The 18275-nt window shown below is 66.3% G+C and carries 15 protein-coding genes; 9 read left to right on the top strand and 6 right to left on the bottom strand.

Annotated elements, in window-relative coordinates:
- Positions 1-129: 129 nt before the first annotated feature.
- From FBY36_RS01560 to FBY36_RS01535, 6 genes are all read left to right on the top strand, one after another.
- Complete coding sequence (locus FBY36_RS01560; RefSeq protein WP_142117026.1) at positions 130-1773, top strand: ABC transporter substrate-binding protein; 1644 nt, start codon at positions 130-132, stop codon at positions 1771-1773.
- 127 nt (positions 1774-1900) lie between these two features.
- Complete coding sequence (locus FBY36_RS01555) at positions 1901-2992, top strand: ABC transporter permease (protein ID WP_142117025.1); 1092 nt, start codon at positions 1901-1903, stop codon at positions 2990-2992.
- A 1-nt stretch (position 2993) separates the two neighbouring features.
- On the top strand, positions 2994-4010 hold the full coding sequence (locus FBY36_RS01550; protein ID WP_142117024.1) for an ABC transporter permease: 1017 nt from the start codon (positions 2994-2996) through the stop codon (positions 4008-4010).
- Positions 4007-5722 (top strand): ABC transporter ATP-binding protein, encoded by a 1716-nt coding sequence (locus FBY36_RS01545; protein ID WP_142117023.1) that lies wholly within the window; start codon positions 4007-4009, stop codon positions 5720-5722. Before FBY36_RS01550 ends, FBY36_RS01545 begins: the two co-directional genes overlap by 4 nt.
- A gap of 103 nt (positions 5723-5825) precedes the next feature.
- Positions 5826-6233, top strand: coding sequence for a chorismate mutase (locus FBY36_RS01540; RefSeq protein WP_142117022.1), 408 nt, complete (start codon positions 5826-5828; stop codon positions 6231-6233).
- A 41-nt stretch (positions 6234-6274) separates the two neighbouring features.
- Positions 6275-7315, top strand: coding sequence for a hypothetical protein (locus tag FBY36_RS01535; protein ID WP_235008671.1), 1041 nt, complete (start codon positions 6275-6277; stop codon positions 7313-7315).
- Between the two features lie 2 nt (positions 7316-7317).
- Here FBY36_RS01535 and FBY36_RS01530 read toward each other — a convergent pair whose 3' ends face one another.
- The 6 genes from FBY36_RS01530 to FBY36_RS01505 are packed head-to-tail and all read right to left on the bottom strand — an operon-like array spanning position 7318 to position 13190.
- The gene (locus FBY36_RS01530; protein WP_142117021.1) at positions 7318-8031 is read right to left on the bottom strand and encodes a DUF4166 domain-containing protein; all 714 of its coding nucleotides are present in this window, start codon (positions 8029-8031) and stop codon (positions 7318-7320) included.
- Positions 8032-8074: 43 nt separating this feature from the next.
- A complete protein-coding gene (locus tag FBY36_RS01525) occupies positions 8075-9349 on the bottom strand; it encodes a DUF58 domain-containing protein (protein ID WP_142117020.1) in 1275 nt (424 codons plus the stop codon).
- A complete protein-coding gene (locus FBY36_RS01520) occupies positions 9349-10344 on the bottom strand; it encodes an AAA family ATPase (protein WP_142117019.1) in 996 nt (331 codons plus the stop codon). Before FBY36_RS01520 ends, FBY36_RS01525 begins: the two co-directional genes overlap by 1 nt.
- Complete coding sequence (locus FBY36_RS01515; RefSeq protein WP_142117018.1) at positions 10341-11567, bottom strand: DUF4350 domain-containing protein; 1227 nt, start codon at positions 11565-11567, stop codon at positions 10341-10343. The genes FBY36_RS01520 and FBY36_RS01515 overlap by 4 nt, the downstream gene beginning before the upstream one ends.
- Positions 11564-12193 carry a DUF4129 domain-containing protein gene (locus FBY36_RS01510; protein WP_142117017.1) on the bottom strand — a complete coding sequence of 210 codons (630 nt, stop codon included), beginning with the start codon at positions 12191-12193 and terminating at the stop codon, positions 11564-11566. The genes FBY36_RS01515 and FBY36_RS01510 overlap by 4 nt, the downstream gene beginning before the upstream one ends.
- On the bottom strand, positions 12183-13190 hold the full coding sequence (locus FBY36_RS01505) for a DUF7847 domain-containing protein (RefSeq protein ID WP_235008669.1): 1008 nt from the start codon (positions 13188-13190) through the stop codon (positions 12183-12185). Before FBY36_RS01505 ends, FBY36_RS01510 begins: the two co-directional genes overlap by 11 nt.
- A 685-nt stretch (positions 13191-13875) precedes the next feature.
- Between FBY36_RS01505 and mtrA the strand changes: the two genes are divergently transcribed.
- Genes mtrA through FBY36_RS01490 form a run of 3 tightly spaced genes read left to right on the top strand, consistent with a single transcriptional unit; the run spans position 13876 to position 18162 of the window.
- A complete protein-coding gene (gene mtrA / locus FBY36_RS01500) occupies positions 13876-14550 on the top strand; it encodes an MtrAB system response regulator MtrA (protein WP_056334824.1) in 675 nt (224 codons plus the stop codon).
- A complete protein-coding gene (mtrB, locus tag FBY36_RS01495) occupies positions 14525-16450 on the top strand; it encodes an MtrAB system histidine kinase MtrB (RefSeq protein WP_442858256.1) in 1926 nt (641 codons plus the stop codon). The genes mtrA and mtrB overlap by 26 nt, the downstream gene beginning before the upstream one ends.
- A complete protein-coding gene (locus tag FBY36_RS01490; RefSeq protein WP_142117014.1) occupies positions 16447-18162 on the top strand; it encodes an LpqB family beta-propeller domain-containing protein in 1716 nt (571 codons plus the stop codon). The genes mtrB and FBY36_RS01490 overlap by 4 nt, the downstream gene beginning before the upstream one ends.
- The last annotated feature ends 113 nt before the right edge of the window (positions 18163-18275 follow it).

Here is an 18275-nt window from a genome sequence, read left to right as displayed (position 1 = left end):
ACTCACAGAATTGGCCGTCCTGAGGGCTGACTCTCTGATTGAATCTAGGGATCAGCACTGCGCGCCGGAGCAGGGGTACATAAGCCATGCGCCCGGCACGCACGTACTCATCGGACAGAAAGTTCACAGATGATCAAGAGCACAACGGCCCTGCACCGCGCCATCGCGCTGGCAGGCATCTCCGCCCTGGCCCTGACAGCCTGCACCGGGCCATCGGGCGGCGGAGGCGGCGGAACGTCCACCGGCGGCAGCGCCGGCGGCGGCGCCATCACATTCGGCACAACGGACAAGGTCGTAACCCTCGACCCCGCCGGCTCCTATGACGCAGGTTCGTTCCTGGTAATGAACCAGGTGTACCCCTTCCTGATGAACTCCAAGCCCGGTGCGGCCGAGGTCAGCCCGGACATCGCGGAATCGGCCTCCTTCACCACGCCCACAGAGTTCACCGTGAAGCTGAAACCCAACCTGAAGTTTGCCAACGGCCACGCACTGACTGCCTCGGACGTGAAGTTTTCCTACGACCGTGTGGTGAAGATCAACGACCCCAACGGACCGTCGTCCCTGCTGTCCAACCTCAAGTCCGTCGAGGCCAAGGATGACACCACGGTGGTGTTCACCCTTAAGGCAGGCAACGACCAGGTGTTCCCCAGCGTCCTGGGCACCAACACGGGGCCGATCATTGACGAGGAGGTCTTCCCCGCCGACAAAGTGATGAGCGATGAGGACATTGTTTCCGGCAAGCCCTTCGCCGGCCCCTACACCATCGATTCCTACAAGAAGAACGAACTCGTCAGCCTCAAGAGCAATCCGGACTACAGCGGGCTGCTGGGCAAGCCATCGAATGACAGCGCCGTCATTAAGTACTACGCCGACTCCAATAACCTGAAGCTGGACGTCCAGGGCGGCAATATCGATGTTGCCGGCCGCAGCCTGACAGCAACCGACGCCGCTGACCTGGAGAAGGACTCCAAGGTCAAGGTCTACAAGGGCCCGGGTGGCGAGCTCCGGTACATCGTCTTCAACTTCGACACCATGCCCTTCGGCGCCAAGACGCCCGAAGCCAACCCCGCCAAGGCCCTTGCAGTGCGGCAGGCCATGGCTGACATCGTGGACCGCCAGGCGATCTCCGACCAGGTCTACAAAGGGACCTACGTGCCCGCATACTCGGTGGTCCCGGACGGCCTGCCCGGCGCGACCCAGCCGATGAAGGAGATGTACGGGGACGGCAGCGGCAAACCGAGCCTGGACAAGGCCAAGAAGGTCCTGGCAGACGCCGGAGTCACCGGTCCGGTCAACCTGAAGCTGCAGTACAACCCGGACCACTACGGCAAGTCCTCCGGTGACGAATACGCCATGGTCAAGGAACAGCTGGAGAAGTCAGGCCTGTTCACCGTGGACCTGCAGTCCACGGAATGGGTGACGTACTCCAAGGCCAGGACCGCAGACGCTTACCCGGTCTACCAGCTGGGCTGGTTCCCGGACTACTCCGACGCTGACAACTACCTCACGCCGTTCTTCATCCCCGGCAACTTCCTGAAGAACCACTACGAGAACCCGACCGTCACGGACCTGGTGCAGAAGCAGCTCACCACGCCTGACAAGACCGAACGCCAGAAACTGCTTGGCGACGTCCAGTCTGCGGTGGCGAAGGACCTTTCCACCCTGCCGCTCCTCCAGGGCTCCCAGCTGCTGGTGGCCGGGAAGGACATCAAGGGCGTCGAGAAGACCCTTGATCCCTCCTTCAAGACACGCCTTGGCGTCCTGTCCAGGTAAGCACTCCACCCCCATCGGGCTCTGACGGGCCGGAGGCGGGACGCCGCAACGGTGTCCCGCCTTTTGCCGGTCATCAGCCAGCACCGAGGGGACTGCTGGCTCCCGGTCACCACGAATCCAGGTACCGATGACAACTTTGATTGACGCGCCGCCCACTGACGCGGACGCACTCCTACCACCCAGGAAAAAACAGGGAGGCGGAGGACTGGGCCAGTACATCCTGGTCCGTTTCCTGCTGATCTTCCCCACCATCCTCATCCTGGTCACCATGGTGTTCTTCCTTATGCGGATCACCGGCGACCCCATCACCGCCGCCATGGGCGGCAGGCTTCCCCCGGATCAATTGCAGGAACGGATCCACGCCGCCGGCTACGACCGGCCCTTGCTTGTGCAGTACTTCGAATACCTGGGCCAGCTTGTTACAGGCAACTTCGGCACCACCCTCTCGGACAACCGCAAGGTCACCGAGATGCTCACTACCTACGGATCCGCCACACTGGAGCTGGCCGTCAACGCGCTCATCGTTGCCTTGCTGGTGGGGATTCCGCTGGGCATGATCGCCGCGCACCGGCGTGACCACCTGCCGGACGCAGTGCTTCGGATCCTGGCCATCCTGTTCTACGCCACCCCGGTCTTCTTCGCGGGCATGCTGCTCAAGCTGGTGTTCTCCGTGTGGCTTGGCTGGCTGCCGGTCGCCGGCCGCGCGGGCACCAGGACCGAATTGTCCCTCACCGCGCTGGAGGCCCCCACGGGCATCTACTGGCTGGATGCCCTGCGCAGCGGAAACATGGCCGCGTTCAGTGACGTCATGTCCCACGCTGTCCTTCCGGCGGTGGCGTTGGGCTTCCTGACAGCGGGAGTCTTCCTGCGCCTGGTCCGGACCAACGTCATCGGCACCTTGGGCAAGGATTACATCGAGGCGGGCCGCTCGCGCGGTGTCAGCGAGTTCCGCCTTGTCACCAAGCACGCCTACAAACCGGCACTGATCCCGATTATCACCGTGATGGGCCTGCAGGTCGCCGTGCTGCTCGGCGGCGCAGTACTGACTGAAACCACCTTCGAGTGGAAGGGCCTCGGGTTCCAGCTGGCCAACTACCTCACGGCGCGCGACTTCGTGGCCGTCCAGGGCATCGTGGTGCTGCTGGCCGTCATCGTCGCCGTCACCAACTTCATCGTGGACATCATTGCCGCGCTGATCGACCCCCGCGTGAGGTACTGACATGACTGCAGAGACACCCCTGGAACCCGTCGCCAACCCGCGGGCCCCCCTTTTCCGGCGGCTGCCCGTGGTTTCCCACTTCAACAAAAGCGTCGGCCTGCAGCGTTTCATGCTGGTGGTGGGGCTCGTCCTTACCGGCATCTTCCTGCTCACGGCACTGGCGGCACCGCTGCTGGCGCCCTATGGCTTCGCGCAACTGTCGGATGCCGACGGGAGCTTCCCCACCCAGCAGGCACCCGGCGGCAAGCACCTCCTCGGCACCACCGTGGGCGGGTACGACGTCCTGTCGCGCGTGATCTGGGGCACGCAAACAGCGCTGTTGGTCATCATCGTGGCCGTGGTTCTCTCCATCTTCGCCGGCGTCATCCTGGGCCTGGTGAGCGGCTACATCGGCGGATGGCTGGACCGGATCCTGGTAGTGGTGGCGGATGCGATTTACGCCTTCCCCTCACTGCTGGTTGCAATCGTCATGGCAATCGTCATCAGCGGCGGCCAGTCCAGCCTGCTGGGCGGGATCCTGGCCGCCGCCATCTCCATCACGGTGGTCTTCATCCCGCAGTACTTCAGGGTGATCCGTGCTGAGACCATCCGCCTTAAGGCCGAACCCTTCGTCGAATCGGCCAAGGTGGTGGGTGCGTCGAACATCCGCATCATGACCAGGCACATCTACCGCAACGCCACCCGGACACTGCCGCTGATCTTCACCCTCAACGCGTCCGAAGCCATCCTGACCCTGGCAGGACTTGGTTTCCTCGGCTTCGGCATCGAGCCAAGTTCGGCTGCGGAATGGGGCTTTGACCTGAACAAGGCGCTCGCCGATACCACGTCAGGCATCTGGTGGACCGGCCTGTTCCCGGGCATCGCCATCGTCTGGACAGTCCTGGGGCTGACTCTGGTAGGGGAAAGCATCAACGACTTGAACGATCCGCGCCTCCGCGGCCGCAGGCGGACCGGTGGCGGCAGTTCACCGGCGCCCGTGGCCACTGGGGCACTCGGCGCAGAAGTGAGGACGTCATGACTATCAACATCGATCCTTTGCCCAACCACGGCACTGACGCCGGCCAACCGGTTCTTGACATCGACCACCTCAAGGTCACTTTTGCCACCGACGTCGGTGATGTCCCGGCAGTCAAGGACGTGAGCCTCGACGTCAGGAAAGGCGAGGTCCTGGCCATCGTTGGCGAGTCCGGCTCCGGTAAAACGGTGACCGCCAAAACGATCCTGGGCTTGCTGCCCGAAACCGCGAGCAGCTCCGGCACGGTGCTGATCAACGGCGCCGACGTCATCAGCGTGAGCGCCGCGAAGCTCCGCCAGATCCGCGGCCGGGATGTGGCCATGGTGTTCCAGGAACCGTCCACGGCACTGAACCCGGTATTCACGGTGGGCTGGCAAATCGCCGAAGGCATCCGCGCCCATGCGGCCAGTGAGGGCCCAAGGCGCGTTTCAAAAAAGGATGCGAAAGCACGGGCCATCGATGCGCTCCGAAAAGTGGGGATCCCTGATCCCGAGCACCGCGTCAACTACTACCCGCACCAGTTTTCAGGCGGGCAAAAGCAGCGCGTGGTGATCGCCGCGGCGCTGGCCCTGAATCCTGGACTCATTGTGGCCGACGAGCCCACCACAGCCCTGGACGTCACAGTCCAGGCCGAGATCCTGGAGCTGCTGCGGGACCTGCGCGACAAGTATGGAACATCGATCGTGCTGATCACCCACAACATGGGCGTGGTGGCGGATCTGGCGGACCGCGTGGTGGTGATGTACCAAGGCGACATCGTGGAGGAGGCCCCGGCGAAGACCTTGTTCGCTGAACCCCGCCAGGACTACACCCGCAACCTCCTTGCTGCGGTGCCGCACCTGGGCCGCAACTCGGCGTCGGAGGGCCTCACCGAACGGCCCCACCAGGACGAGGAAATCCTGGTGGCTGCCGACAACCTGGAGATCGAGTATCCGGGACGGCTGGGAACACCCGCCTTCAAAGCCGTGGACGGGGTCAGCTTCACCCTGTCCAGGGGCGAGGTGTTTGGACTGGTGGGTGAATCCGGCTCCGGCAAGACGACCATTGGGCGCGCCATTGCCGGGCTCAACCGGACCACCGGCGGCAGCCTCAAGGTGCTGGGCTATGAGATGCTCAACCTGCGGGAGCGCACCTTCAAGCCGTTCCGCAAGGATATTGGCTTCGTGTTCCAGGACCCGGCCGCGTCATTCAACCCGCAGCTGACCATTGGCGAGTGCATTGCCGAGCCCATGCTCATCCATACCCGGCCAAGCGAGGCCCAGGCGCGAAAACGCGTTGGTGAGCTGCTGGAATCCGTCCAGCTGCCCGCGTCGTATGCGGGCCGGTACCCGCACGAACTGTCAGGCGGGCAACGGCAGCGGGCATCACTGGCGCGGGCGTTGAGCCTGAACCCCCGGCTGCTGATAGCGGATGAGCCGACGTCGGCCCTGGACGTTTCGGTCCAGGCAAAGGTCCTGGAGCTGTTCCGGGACATCCAGGAGGAGTTTGGGTTCGGCTGCCTGTTCATCAGCCACGACCTGGCAGTGGTGGACATCCTGTCCTCCTGGGTGGGCGTCCTGTACAAGGGCAAGCTGGTGGAGCAGGGGATCGGCAGCCAGGTCATGGGGAACCCCCAGCATGACTACACGCGCCGGCTGATCGCCTCCCTGCCCGTGCCGGACCCCGGCGAACAGGCTAAACGGCGGGAAGAGCACCGGGCGCTCCTGGGCATCTGACCCCGGAGGAGATGGGTGAAGTGTGAAGCGCCGGGGCCGGCGAACGGCCGGCACCGGCGCTTCACACCCGCGTCGATTCCATCGGCTCCCATAGACTGGAACCATGACGCAGCACAACCCCACCTCTCCCGGCTCCGACGATTTTGATCCATCCGCCAGCTCGCTGGCAGGCCACGTGGACGATTCGGTGATGGCTGAACTGCTGTCCATCCGTTCCAGCATCGACAACATCGATGCCACCCTGGTGTACCTCCTCGCCGAGCGCTTCAAGGCCACGCAAAAAGTGGGCTTCCTGAAGGCAACGCACCGCCTGCCGGCCGGTGATCCAGGACGGGAAGCGGCCCAGATCGCGAGACTGCGCCGCCTCGCCGAGGACGCCCACCTCGACCCGGCATTCGCGGAGAAGTTCCTCAACTTCATCATCGGCGAGGTGATCCGTCATCACGAGGCCATCGCCGAAGGCCACCAGGCCTCGTCCGGCCAGCAGCCGCAGACCTCCGCACTGGCGTGAGGCGGGAACAGCACCAACCGGAGCCTGACCGGCGTCCGGCCGTGGCGCCTGCCAAGGAAGCCGCAGCCAAGGAAGTGACGGCCACCGGCCTGGGTCCATGGCCCGGGGATGACCCGCTCGAAGCCGGCCGCATCATTCGCGGCGAACTGGGCAGTCCGCACCTGCCATTCCTCGCCGAACTGCCCCACCGCGGCGTGGGTTCCGACGCCGTGGGCCGCACCGCCTCGCTGCTGGAAGAGCTGGCAGTGGACGTCCAGCCCTACGGATGGCGGCTGGTTGACCGCCCCGGCAAGGACATGCAGCGTGCAGCGTCGGCACTGTCCACCGACCTGAACGTCCTCGCCGACGTGGCCGGAGCCGAGGACGTGTCCGCCGGTGCACTGAAGGTGCAGCTGGTGGGGCCGCTCAGCCTTGCCGCCGCCCTGCATTTGCACAACGGGGAGCGGGCGCTGCTGGACCATGGGGCCCGCCGGGACATTGCCGCGTCGCTTGCCGCCGGAGTAGGGGATTACCTTCGCCGGGTGGCGGCCGCTGTCCCGGGTGCCCGCCTGGTGGTGCAGGTGGACGAGCCCGACATCGCCGCCGTGCTGGCCGGAACCATACCCACGTCCAGCGGATACCGCACCCTCCGCGCTGTGCCGTCATCAGAAGCACGCGAGTCCTGGCGTCTGGTCCTGGACGCCCTGCGCTCTGCCGGTGCAGCAGAAGTTGTCGTGTCCTGCCCTGAAATCGAAGCACCGATCGAGCTGGTTCTGGCCGCCGGTGCGGACGGCATTGCGCTGCCGCTTAAGGCATTGACTAACCGGCAGTGGGAGCACGTGGCCGGCGCGGTGGAGGCAGGCAAACAGTTCTGGGCGGGTGCGCTGGACGTGCCTGCGGGCGGTTCGCTGCCCCGGGTTGCCGACTGCGTGGAATCGGTATGGCGTCCGTGGCGCCAGCTGGGTCTTCCGCCGTCGCTGCTCGGCGCCATCCGGGTGACCCCGGCAGCCGGCCTGGCAGAGCATTCACCGGCGCAGGCCACGGCCGTCCTGGGCAGGCTCACCCAGGTAGCCGACGGCCTGAACCAGCAGGCGCTGGGATAGGGCTACACCCTGTTCTCCCAACGGTCCGGCTGTGCGTAGCGGGGCAGGTAGCTTTGGGCGGAACTGCCGCCGGTATAGGTGCGGAGCCGGTAATCAAAGGCCCCGGCGTACACCAGGACCAGGCCGATCTGGGGCTGGATGACCTTAACCTGGATGCGGTGCCGCCCGTTGCTGCCCTCAGCAGGATCCCACCACTGTTCGGCGTACGCTTTGGCGTCCAGGGCTGCCGGAAGCGGCACCCGGAGCGGGCCCAGGAAGAGCCGCGACGCCTCTGACACGCCGCGCAGCCTTCCCTCGGCAGTGACGCTCAAATTCAGGTCGGTCACCAGGCGCCGGTAGCGCCCAACGTAGTCCACCAGCTGGGTGCTGCCACCGCGGTTGGTGACGCTGGTGGTGTCCTGGAAAAGCCGCGTGCGTTCCGGGAAGCGGATCTCGCGGCGGGCGGTAAGGCTGGATCGGCCGAACGGATCCTGGTGCGCGTGGTTCTCGATCCGGAACGGGACGTTCTCCCCATACTCAGGGAAAAAGGCCTCTTCACCTCCGGTGAGCCGCAGCAAAGGGCGCAGCCACTGCTGGCGGCAACCCACGACGTCGAACGTTCCTTCCCCGACGCCGTACTGTCCGGATCCCGGGACCAGCGAGAAGTACTCCTGGAGTTCCGGCTGCAGCCGGGAGAATTCCCCGCCCAGGGCCTGCTGGTAGATCGGGACGTTCATGAAGTGGACCTCCTGTTGGCTCTGGAATGACTGCCTTGTGGTTTCACAATCTACCGGCAGCCTTGAGCCTGATGTACATGTCTGCAAGCCTTGGCGGCAGGTCGTGTGGCTCGGCATCCACTACTTCCACGCCGTAGCGGCGCAGCTCGGCCGTCACCGCCGCCCGCTGGAGGAGGGCCCGCTCCGCCGCAGCCGCGCGGAACACCGCCGTGGCGTCGTTGCGGTCGCGGAGCATGGCGCCCAGCTGGGGATCGCGGACGGCCGCCACCACTACGGCATGCTGGCTTGCCAGCCGCTCCGCCGCGGGCAGCAGGCCTTCTTCCGGCGCCCCGCTGTCCAGCGACGTCAGCAGCACCACGAGGGACCGGTGGGCCGAAACCGCGCGGACCTCCGCGGGGACCGCAGGCCAATCCATCTCGATCAGCTCCGCCTCAAGGGGTGCCATGGCCTGGACCAGCCGGCCCAGGATAGTGCCCTGCCCGGCAGAGCCGGCCCGCGCCCTGGTCCTGCGGTCGAATGCCACAAAGTCCACCCGGTCGCCACCCCGTTCGGCCAGGACCCCCAGAAGAAGCGCAGCCTCGATCCCGGTATCCAGGCGGGTTTCGGCGGTACGGGATGTATCCAATACCATCACCACGCGGCGGTCCCGTTCCGGGCGCCAGGTCCGGACCACGACGGAGGAACGCCGGGCGGTGGCGCGCCAGTCGATGGAGCGCACGTCGTCGCCGCGGACGTAGTCGCGCAGGGAATCGAACTCGGTGCCGGCGCCGCGGATCTGGACTGCGGCCTTCCCGTCGAGCTCGCGCAGCTTCCGCAGCTTCGACGGCAGGTGGCGACGGGAATGGAAGGGCGGCAGCACCCGCACGGAGCCCGGAGATTCGATGGTCCGCTGGCGGGCTGCCAGCCCCAGCGGGCCAAATGAACGAAACGTCACATGCGGCGCGGCGAGGTTACCCCGGCGGACCGGCCGGAGTTGCACTGCGAACCGCCTGCCCTCGCCGGCCGGGACGTCCATGTCCTGGACGGGGTTCAGGGCGCCGGCGGACGGTTGCCACCCGTCCCTGAAGGTTCCGCGAAGCCGCCTGGTGCCGCTGTTGCGGACCGTGAACACCGCTTCCACCGCATTGTTGAGCGTGACGTTCTCCGGTTCGGCACGCGTCACAGTGACCTGCCGAAGGGATCCCGCGAAAAGCAGTTCGGCGCTCAACAACGCGGTGAGCAGGGCGACCGTGGCCACTGCGGTCAGCCATCCCGGGAACAGCAGTACCGGTACCAGGCCCAGCAGCACCACCGCCACGAAGCGACCGGAGATGGCCATCAGCGCGGAACGGGGACGGAAGCGAGGATGCTGCCCAGGACGTCGTCCACCCTGACCCCGTCCATCTGCGCTTCGGGCTGCAGCGCCACCCGGTGCCGCAGGCAGGGCAGGGCCAGCGCCTTGACATCGTCCGGGGTGACGAACGGCCGGCCGGAGAGCCAGGCCCACGCCCTTGAAGTGTTGAGCAGGGCAGTGGCCCCGCGGGGTGAGACGCCAAGCTGGAATGACGGAGCTGAACGGGTGGCGCGCACCAGATCAACGATGTAGCCGATAATTTCCGGTTCAACCGCTACCCGGGCCACTGCCTCCCGTGCCCGTTCCAGGTCCTCCGCCCCGGCCACCGCCCGGACGCCGGCTGCTGCCAGATCCCGTGGGTCGAACCCCGCCGCATGGCGGCGGATGACCTCGATCTCCTCCCCGCGTCCGGGCAGCGGCATGGTGAGCTTGAGCAGGAACCGGTCCAGCTGTGCCTCCGGCAGGGGATAGGTCCCCTCGTACTCCACGGGATTCTGGGTGGCCGCCACCAGGAAGGGCGCCGGCAGCGGCCGGGACACGCCGTCCACAGACACCTGCCGCTCTTCCATGGCTTCCAGGAGCGAGGCCTGCGTCTTCGGAGGGGTCCGGTTGATCTCGTCCGCCAGCAGGAGGTTGGTGAAGACCGGTCCCTCCCGGAAGCTGAATTCGGAGGTGTGCGAGTCGTAGACCAGCGAGCCGGTGACATCGCCCGGCATGAGGTCGGGGGTGAACTGCACGCGCTTGGTGTCCAGGCTCAGCGCTGAGGACAATGCCCGGACCAGCAGGGTCTTCGCAACCCCGGGGACGCCTTCCAGCAGCACATGGCCCTGGGAAAGCAGGGCGATCAGGAGGCCGGTGACGGTGGCGTCCTGTCCCACCACTGCCTTGGCCACCTCCCGCCGGACAGCAAGCAGCGCCTGCCGTGCGCCGTCGTCGTCCATCTGGTTAAGGACCTGCTGGCCACTGCTCTGTTCGCTCATCGGATCTTGACCTCTTTCTCGAGTTTGTCCAGTGCCTGCGACCAGGCAACCAGCCGGGCCTCGCTGGTGGGGCGTTCATTGATCAGTGCTCGGATTTCGGCGGGATCCCGGTGCAGGAGCCGGGCCACTGCGGAGACTATCTCCTCGGCGGTGGCGGCCGGGTCCATCCGCAGCTTCCCGGAGAGCCGCACCAGCAGCCCGGCCCGAAGGTTGTCGCGGGCCTGGTCAAGCGCGCGGGAGTCCTGGTAAAGCCGGGCGCGTCCCTCCGCCGTCTCAACGGCCTTGACCACTACCGGCAACGGCTCGAAAACCAGGGGGCCATGGCGGCGCCCCCGCCACGCGACGGCAGTTGCCGCGACCAGGAGCAGCCAGGGGCCCAGGAAGCGGGCCCAGTCCGGGGCAAGGTCATCGAGGGTTTCCCCGGTTTCGCTGACTGCCGCATCCGCAATCGAGGGCAGGTACCAGACCAGGTCCGGCGAGGAACCGAGCAGCCTGAATGCGAGCGCCGCGTTTCCCAGTTCGTCCAGTCTTTCGTTTCCCAGGACTGCCGTGCTGCCCAACACGGCCAGCCGGCCATCGCCGCTGACGGCGAGCATCCCGGCGGTTCCTGCTGCCCGGAAGCAGGACATGGCGCCGTCGTACACAAATGCTCCCTGTCCGGCGACTTGTCCGGTGACCTGTCCTGTGACCTCACCTGCCGCCTGGGCATCAGGGTGGGAACAACCGGGGCCAAGGACCTGGAAGGCATCGGGGACAACTCCGGCCTGGCGGATGCCGGTGTCAAGCGCGGTCAGGGTCTCCAAACGGGGGGAAACCACCACCACGTGCTCCGCCTCCGCTTTCAGGAGGGTCAACTGCTGCGCATCCAGGATGCCGTTCCTGTCGTAAAGCAGGAGCGTAGGGGCGGAACCGTTGCGCAGGTCCTGCAGCGCTGACTCGAACCGGTCCGGGCTGTGGACGGAAACCCCGTGCCGGCCCAGGATCTGCCCCAGGGCCTTGGCACCGTTTGGCCCCGCATTGTGGACCGAGAGGGGAACGGTGTCACCCTTGGGCGCGAGTTGTGCACCTACGACCAGCGCCAGCGCCGCGGCCACCACCACTACCGCTGCGCCCACACCACGGTGCCGCCGCAGCCAACCCTGGGTTGTGCGGGCACCAGGCGTGGACCCGGTGGCAGCATCAGTATCCCGGCGCTTTTCGCCGGCGGTGGGAAGCCCGGTCATGGCAGCGCGCCGGCGCTGGCGGGCTTCATGGCGTCCAGGATGGTGTCAAGTTCCACCATCTCCTGGTAGTCGCGGCTGCCCGCCGCCCTGTTTCCATAGCGGATCCCGTCGAAAGTGGCCGCCGCCCGGGCCAGGCGCACTGATTCGGGGTGGAAGGGTGCGGACAAAGCCCGGGCGGCTTCATCAGCGGTCCTGCCTGGCTGGGGATCAAGGATGGCCCGGTCTTCGGCGCTGCGGACCACTGCACGGAAACGGTCGACGACGGCGTCCCCCCACTTTCCGCCCGCGGCAGCGGCTTCCGCGCGCTTCCGGTAGTCCGCGGCGGCCAGGGCGGTTTCCCTTTCAAACACGTCCTTGGCCTGCCGCACCCGCGCGTTCAGCCGGGGACGGGCCAGGATGACGGCAGCCGCGATGATGGCGGCAACGACCAGGGCGATGACCGGGCTGGGCACCGGCGCAGCGTCCCCCGGGGAACCGTCGAGGGACTGCAGCCAATCCAGGAAGTTCCGCCACAGGCTGTCCAGCCAGGACGGGGCGGCGTCACGGTACTCCTGTCTGGCCAGTTCCTCCGCTGCCCAGCGCCGTGCCTCCCCGGCGTCGGGAAGCACGGGTGGTTCAGCGGCCATAGGGCCATGCTCCCGGCGCCGTCCCGTATCCGGGGTACGGGGTGCTTCCGCCCTGGGCATTCCGGCCCGGGATGCTGCCAGGATCCGACCCGGTTTCCAGTTCGCGCAGGAGCGCGATGTCCAGACCGTCCTTGCGCATCCGCAGGTCCATATAGAGCAATGCCATGACAGACGTCTGGAAGGCGTAGCCCACCGCTCCCACCAGGGCACCCACCACCGCGGTGATGATGCCGATGGCAACGGACAGCGTTGAGTCCTGTCCGGGGCCGCCGTGTGGCGAGACGACCCCCGACAGGACCGAGGGCAGCAGGCTTGCGGGGATCAGGATCACCTGCGTGATGACAGCAACCAGGATGCCCACCACCAGGGTGATGCCAAGGATCCGCCACCAGTTGGCGCGGGTCAGTTGCCACGAGCGGCGAAGCCCGGCAAATGCGCCCAGTTCTTCGATGACGACGGCGGCAGGCGCCACCATGAGCTTGATCGCCACCCAGAGGAACACGGCACCGAAAGCCATCATCAGCGGGATGACCAGCAGTGCGCCCGCGCCACGGATATTGGAGAACAGGAGCACGATGACGACGAAGAAAAGCACCATCGCGGCTATGGCCGCTGCGACCAGCACCGCCGCCAGCCTGACCAGCGCCGCGATCCGTGAACGCACCAGCGACAACATGCGGCGGAAGCCGGTGGGCCGGTTCAGGACGGACCGGGCCACCGGGACCACCATGGCGCCCTGGAGCACAACGGACATGAACACGGACAGGATGGACAGCAGGGCAAAGGTAGCCATCAGCCCGATCCCCACGGACGCGATGTCGGCGTTGCTCGCGGTCTCCGCCCAGGCTTCCATGGACCCTGATGACGTGGCAAGGAATCCTGTAAGCACCGCCGCGAGGATTGCCGACAGGGACTGCGCCAGGAGGCCGGCGCCGAGCATGGCCTTGGCATTGCGCCTGATGGCCTGGAATGAGCCGTCCAGGATCTCCCCGAACATCAACGGACGCAACGGGATGATCCCGGGCTTGGGCGGAGCGGTGTACCGGGGCTGTTGCGATGGCCAGGCTCCGTAGGAACCGCCTGGATACGGGGAGCCGTCGTAGCGCGGCCCGCCATAAGGGGATCCGCTGTGGGGCTGGCCGCTGTATCCCGGGCCGCTATGGGACTGCCCACCGGAGGGGGAGCCACCGTAATACTGGCCGCCGGCCGCTTGGCTGCCGTAGGGGGAGGAGCCGCGGTACGGGTTTCCCGGGTAGGGAGTGTTAAGGTTTGGGTGCTGTCCGGATTGTTGCCATCCGGATTGTTGCCATCCGGGCGGTTGCTGCCTGGCCTCTGGTTCCTGCCCCGGAATTCCTGGCCGCCCTGCGGGCGGTGCCCACGGCTGCTCCCAGGCGGACGGCACCGGCTGACGGCCGCTTAAAGCTGCCGGCCCGCCGTCGTCCTGTCCAGCGCCTGCCGGATCCTCCATCGGCTCCCCGGGCCCCGACTCCTGTGGTGACACTGATTCCTCCCCCAATACCGGTCCGCCTGCCCGTGCCCTGCCAACAGGCCCCAAAAGGGGCGCACCGGCCACGCGGAGCATGACCCCAAGACTATAGTTCCGGCGTCGGACGGCCTAGTGTCCCGCCATGCCGGAAGCCGCTCAACAGGACAAACCCATCCCGATAAGGGAATATATAGCTATGAAGGCACGCATTCTGGTGGTAGATGATGACGAAGCGCTGGCCGAGATGATTGGAATTGTCCTCCGTAATGACGGCTTCGAGCCGGTCTTTTGCGCTGACGGCGCCCAGGCCCTGGACGTGTTCCGGTCCTCGCGCCCGGACCTGGTCCTGCTCGACCTCATGCTTCCCGGTATGGATGGCATCGAGGTCTGCCGCCAGATCCGTGCCGAGTCGGACGTGCCCATCGTCATGCTGACCGCCAAGTCCGATACCTCCGACGTCGTCCGCGGACTGGAATCCGGTGCCGATGACTACGTGCCAAAACCCTTCAAGCCCGCCGAGCTGGTGGCACGCGTGCGTGCACGCCTTCGCCCGGGGGACCAGAAGGCCCCCGAAACGCTTCGGATCGCGGACATCACCATCGACGTTGCCGGGCACACCGTCAGCCGGGGCAATGAGCGGATCTCCCTGACGCCGCTGGAATTCGACCTCCTGGTGGCACTGGCACGCAAGCCCTGGCAGGTCTTCACCCGCGAACTGCTGCTGGAGCAGGTCTGGGGCTACCGCCACGCCGCCGACACCCGCCTGGTCAACGTCCATGTCCAGCGCCTGCGGTCCAAGATCGAGCAGGACCCGGAAGCCCCGGAAGTCGTATTGACGGTGCGTGGTGTCGGCTACAAAGCAGGGGTCTGATCCCGCCGCGCAGGACGGGCAACCGGATCAGCGCGCAACCCCGGACTCCGCGGATGCCGTAAAGCAGGACGGCGGCGGCCAGAGCGCGCCGGAAGCCACTGAAGCCGCCGCCCCCGGACTCCGGCATGTTGCCTTCCGGGCAAGGATCTGGCAGCGGCGCGCCCTGATCGTGGCGCTGCGGGTGGCCAGGCTCGTCCGGACGGGAGTCCGTCGCTTCCTGCCCGGGCTGAGGTACCTTGGGCGGGCCCTGCAGCGGCGCTGGCGCCGGTCACTGCAGTTCCGCACTGTCCTCACCACACTGATGCTGGCTGTGCTTTCGTTCGCCGTGGTGGGTGCCTATCTGTCCAACCAGATCGCCAACAACCTGTTCCAGGAGCGGCTGACGCAGGCTGAGTCTGAGACCCGTTACAACGTCAAGCAGGTGCAGGAGACGTTCGACGGCGCCCAGGTCACCGACCAGTCCAGCGTCATCACCCTGGTCTACGACACCCTGAACGCGGTGGAGGGCCGGGGCTCCGTGATCCAGCGCCGCTATGTCTTTGAAGCGATGCCGGAGCAAACCAAGCCCCGGAACCGTTGGGTTGAGTCGCGGGCTTCGGACCAATTGACGGTCAGCGTGATTCCGCCGGAGCTGCGCAAGGCCGTCCAGCAGTCGGGGAAGGACCAGTACTGGGCCTCCACGGTCATCCCCGTGGGCACCGAGGACCGGCCGGGGATCGCCGTGGGGAACAAGGTGACCTTCAACGGCACCGTTTACGAGCTCTACCTGATTTACGACCTGAACACAGCGCAGCAGACGCTCAACGAGATCCAAAGCGTCCTCTGGGCCGGCGGCGCGGTACTGGTCCTCCTGATCGGCGCCGTCGCCTGGTACGTCACCCGCAACGTGGTAAGCCCGGTGAGCCACGCCGCGATGGTGTCGGAGAAACTGGCGGCCGGGCAGCTGCAGGAGCGCATGGTGGTCAGGGGCGAGGACGAGGTGGCCCGGCTTGGCGCCTCCTTCAACCACATGGCCGCCAGCCTGCAGGAGCAGATCACCCAACTGGCAACGCTCTCGCAGATGCAGCAGCGTTTTGTGTCCGATGTTTCGCACGAGCTGCGGACGCCGCTGACCACTGTCCGCATGGCGGCAGAGGTCCTGTACGACGCCCGGGACGACTTCGACCCCATCAACAAGCGGTCCGCCGAACTGCTGTACAACCAGGTGGAGCGTTTCCAGTCCCTCCTCTCGGACCTCCTGGAAATCAGCCGCTTCGATGCCGGTGTGGCCGTGCTGGATGCTGAACCGGAGGACCTCCTCCAAGTCATCGCACACGTTATTGAAGGCGCTGCTCCGGTGGCTGCCGAATACGGGTCGGAGATCATCTACTCCGCTCCCGGGGACGCCGTGATTGTGGAAATGGACGCCCGGCGGATCGACAGGATCCTGCGCAACCTGATCCTGAACGCAGTCGAGCACGGTGAGGGCAAACCGGTGACCGTCACCGTCGCGGTGAACCAAACTGCCGTGGGAGTTACGGTAAGGGACCACGGCATCGGAATGGACCCGGCGCAGGCTGCGCGGGTCTTCGACAGGTTCTGGCGCGCGGACCCTGCCCGGGCGCGCACCACAGGGGGAAGCGGGTTGGGATTGTCCATCGCCATGGAGGACACCAAGCTGCACCACGGCTGGCTGCAGGCCTGGGGAAGGAAGGGCGACGGCGCCAACTTCCGCCTGACCCTTCCCTTGCGGCAGGACGAAGTCATTACCGAGTCGCCACTGCAGCTGGAACCAAAGGACGTCACCAATCCCGGTGGGCCGGGGAGCGTTCCCCTGGAACATGACCACAAGAACATGCTGGTGCTGCAGACGGGAGCGGCCCGGCCTGCTCCCTCGCGGGCACCTGAGGAGACACCATGAGGGCCAATGGACGCCAGGCGAAGTACCCGGCGGCACTGCTTGCCCTGCTGATCGTCCTCCTGTCAGGCTGCGCACGGATCCCCACCTCCGGGCCGGTGGGAAAAAGCAGCGAAAGCAGCGCCGGCAACGTCAGCGCGCCGGTGTTCCTCCCGGCAGCGCCCCAGCAGGGCGCGTCGCCGGAGACCATCATTGACTATTTCTACCGGGCAGGCAGCGGTTACGAGGACGACTATGCGGTGGCCCGCCAATACCTGACCCAGGCGTCGGCCGTGTCCTGGAAACCGGACAAACGCGCGCTGGTATACCGGGAGGCTCGCGTTGTCCCCACAGAAACTGAAAACGTCTTCAACTACGAGCTTGATGTCTCCTACACGGTGGACGCCGACGGCATAGCCACCCAGTCGCCGGCCGGAACCGTGGAACGCATTCCGGTAACGGTGACCCAGGTCGATGGAGAATGGCGGATCTCGGCGATTCCGGACGGGACCGCCATTGCCGAAGAAACGTTCAAGGTGATCTACGGTGCCTACCCCATCTACTTCTACGACCCCACCTTCACCTACGCCATTCCCGACGTCCGCTGGTTCCTGAAGAACAAGACCGTCAAAGCCATGACCAGCGCGCTGCTGGCCGGGCCCGCCCCATACCTGCGCGGCGCCGTCGCCAGCGCCTTCCCCTCCGGGATCAAGCTGGCCCGCGAATCCGTGCCGGTGGTGTCCGGGGCGGCCCAGGTGGACCTGACCGCAAAGGAACTGACCGAAACATCCGCGGAGGACCGCCTCCGCATGCAGATGCAGCTGACCCTGACATTCCGCAGCCAGCCTGACGTTGTCAACGTTGAGCTGCGCGCCAACCAGGACCTCGTCCGTGTGGAGGACAACGGGTCAGTTCTTCCACCGGTGCTGGACAAGACCGTGCCGTCACGACAGATCGCCATCAGCGGCAACGAACTGGTGCGGTACGAAAACAACCGTGTCTCGCCGCTGCCCGACATGCAGCCGGTGTCCGCGCTCAACCCCCGCTATCCGGCGGAATCCCCGGTGTCGCAAACGGCCGCCTTCCTCAACGACGGCCGCACCACGCTCTACAGCATCAGCCCCGGCCAGCCGGCCCGCGCCCTGACCACCAGGAGTACCCTCAGCCGGCCCACCTTCAGCATCAACGACTGGGTGTGGACGGCTGGACCCGGCGCCACTGGAGCCACCGAAGTAGTGGCCTTCCGACCCGCCGGCGTAGCAGAGGGTGCCGCCGTCCCCACCGTAACGCTGGCACCTTCCTGGCTTGCCGGCCGGACCGTCAAGGAATTCCGAATCTCGCGCGACGGCGTGCGCGCCCTGGTCATATCTGAACAAAACGGCAAGTCCAAGGTGCAGGTATCGGGCGTCATCCGTACCGCCGACGGCACGCCGCGGGAACTGACCGCACCCATAACCCTGGTAACCGCCACGGATCCCGACCAAGGCGTCTGGGTCAATGGCACCACGGTTGCCGTCATGAAGGGTGCTGCGGGTTCCAATGTCACGCCTGAACTGCTGTCCCTCACGTCCGGACAGCCGCAACAGCTTGCCCCGTGGCCGGGGCTCGTGGCCATCAGCGCGGGAAATGGCGTCGATGACATCTACGTCCAGTCCGGGGAGGGGATCTTCCAGCGCCTGGGCAACGGCTGGTCCCCGCAAATCAAGGGCCCCATCGACCCGGCGTTCCCTGGCTGACGTTTCTGCCGGGGACTGCGGCGGACAATGCTTCCGCCATCCTGATGGCCTCGCTTTATCCACATGGCCACGCCCGGGCCTCCTCCCGGGACCGGCATCGGACCACAGTGGGA

This window comes from Arthrobacter sp. SLBN-122 (genome assembly GCF_006715165.1).
In the GTDB taxonomy this organism is placed as follows: domain Bacteria; phylum Actinomycetota; class Actinomycetes; order Actinomycetales; family Micrococcaceae; genus Arthrobacter.
Note: the sequence above shows the minus strand (reverse complement) of the source record. Positions and strands in the feature narration are given on the sequence as shown.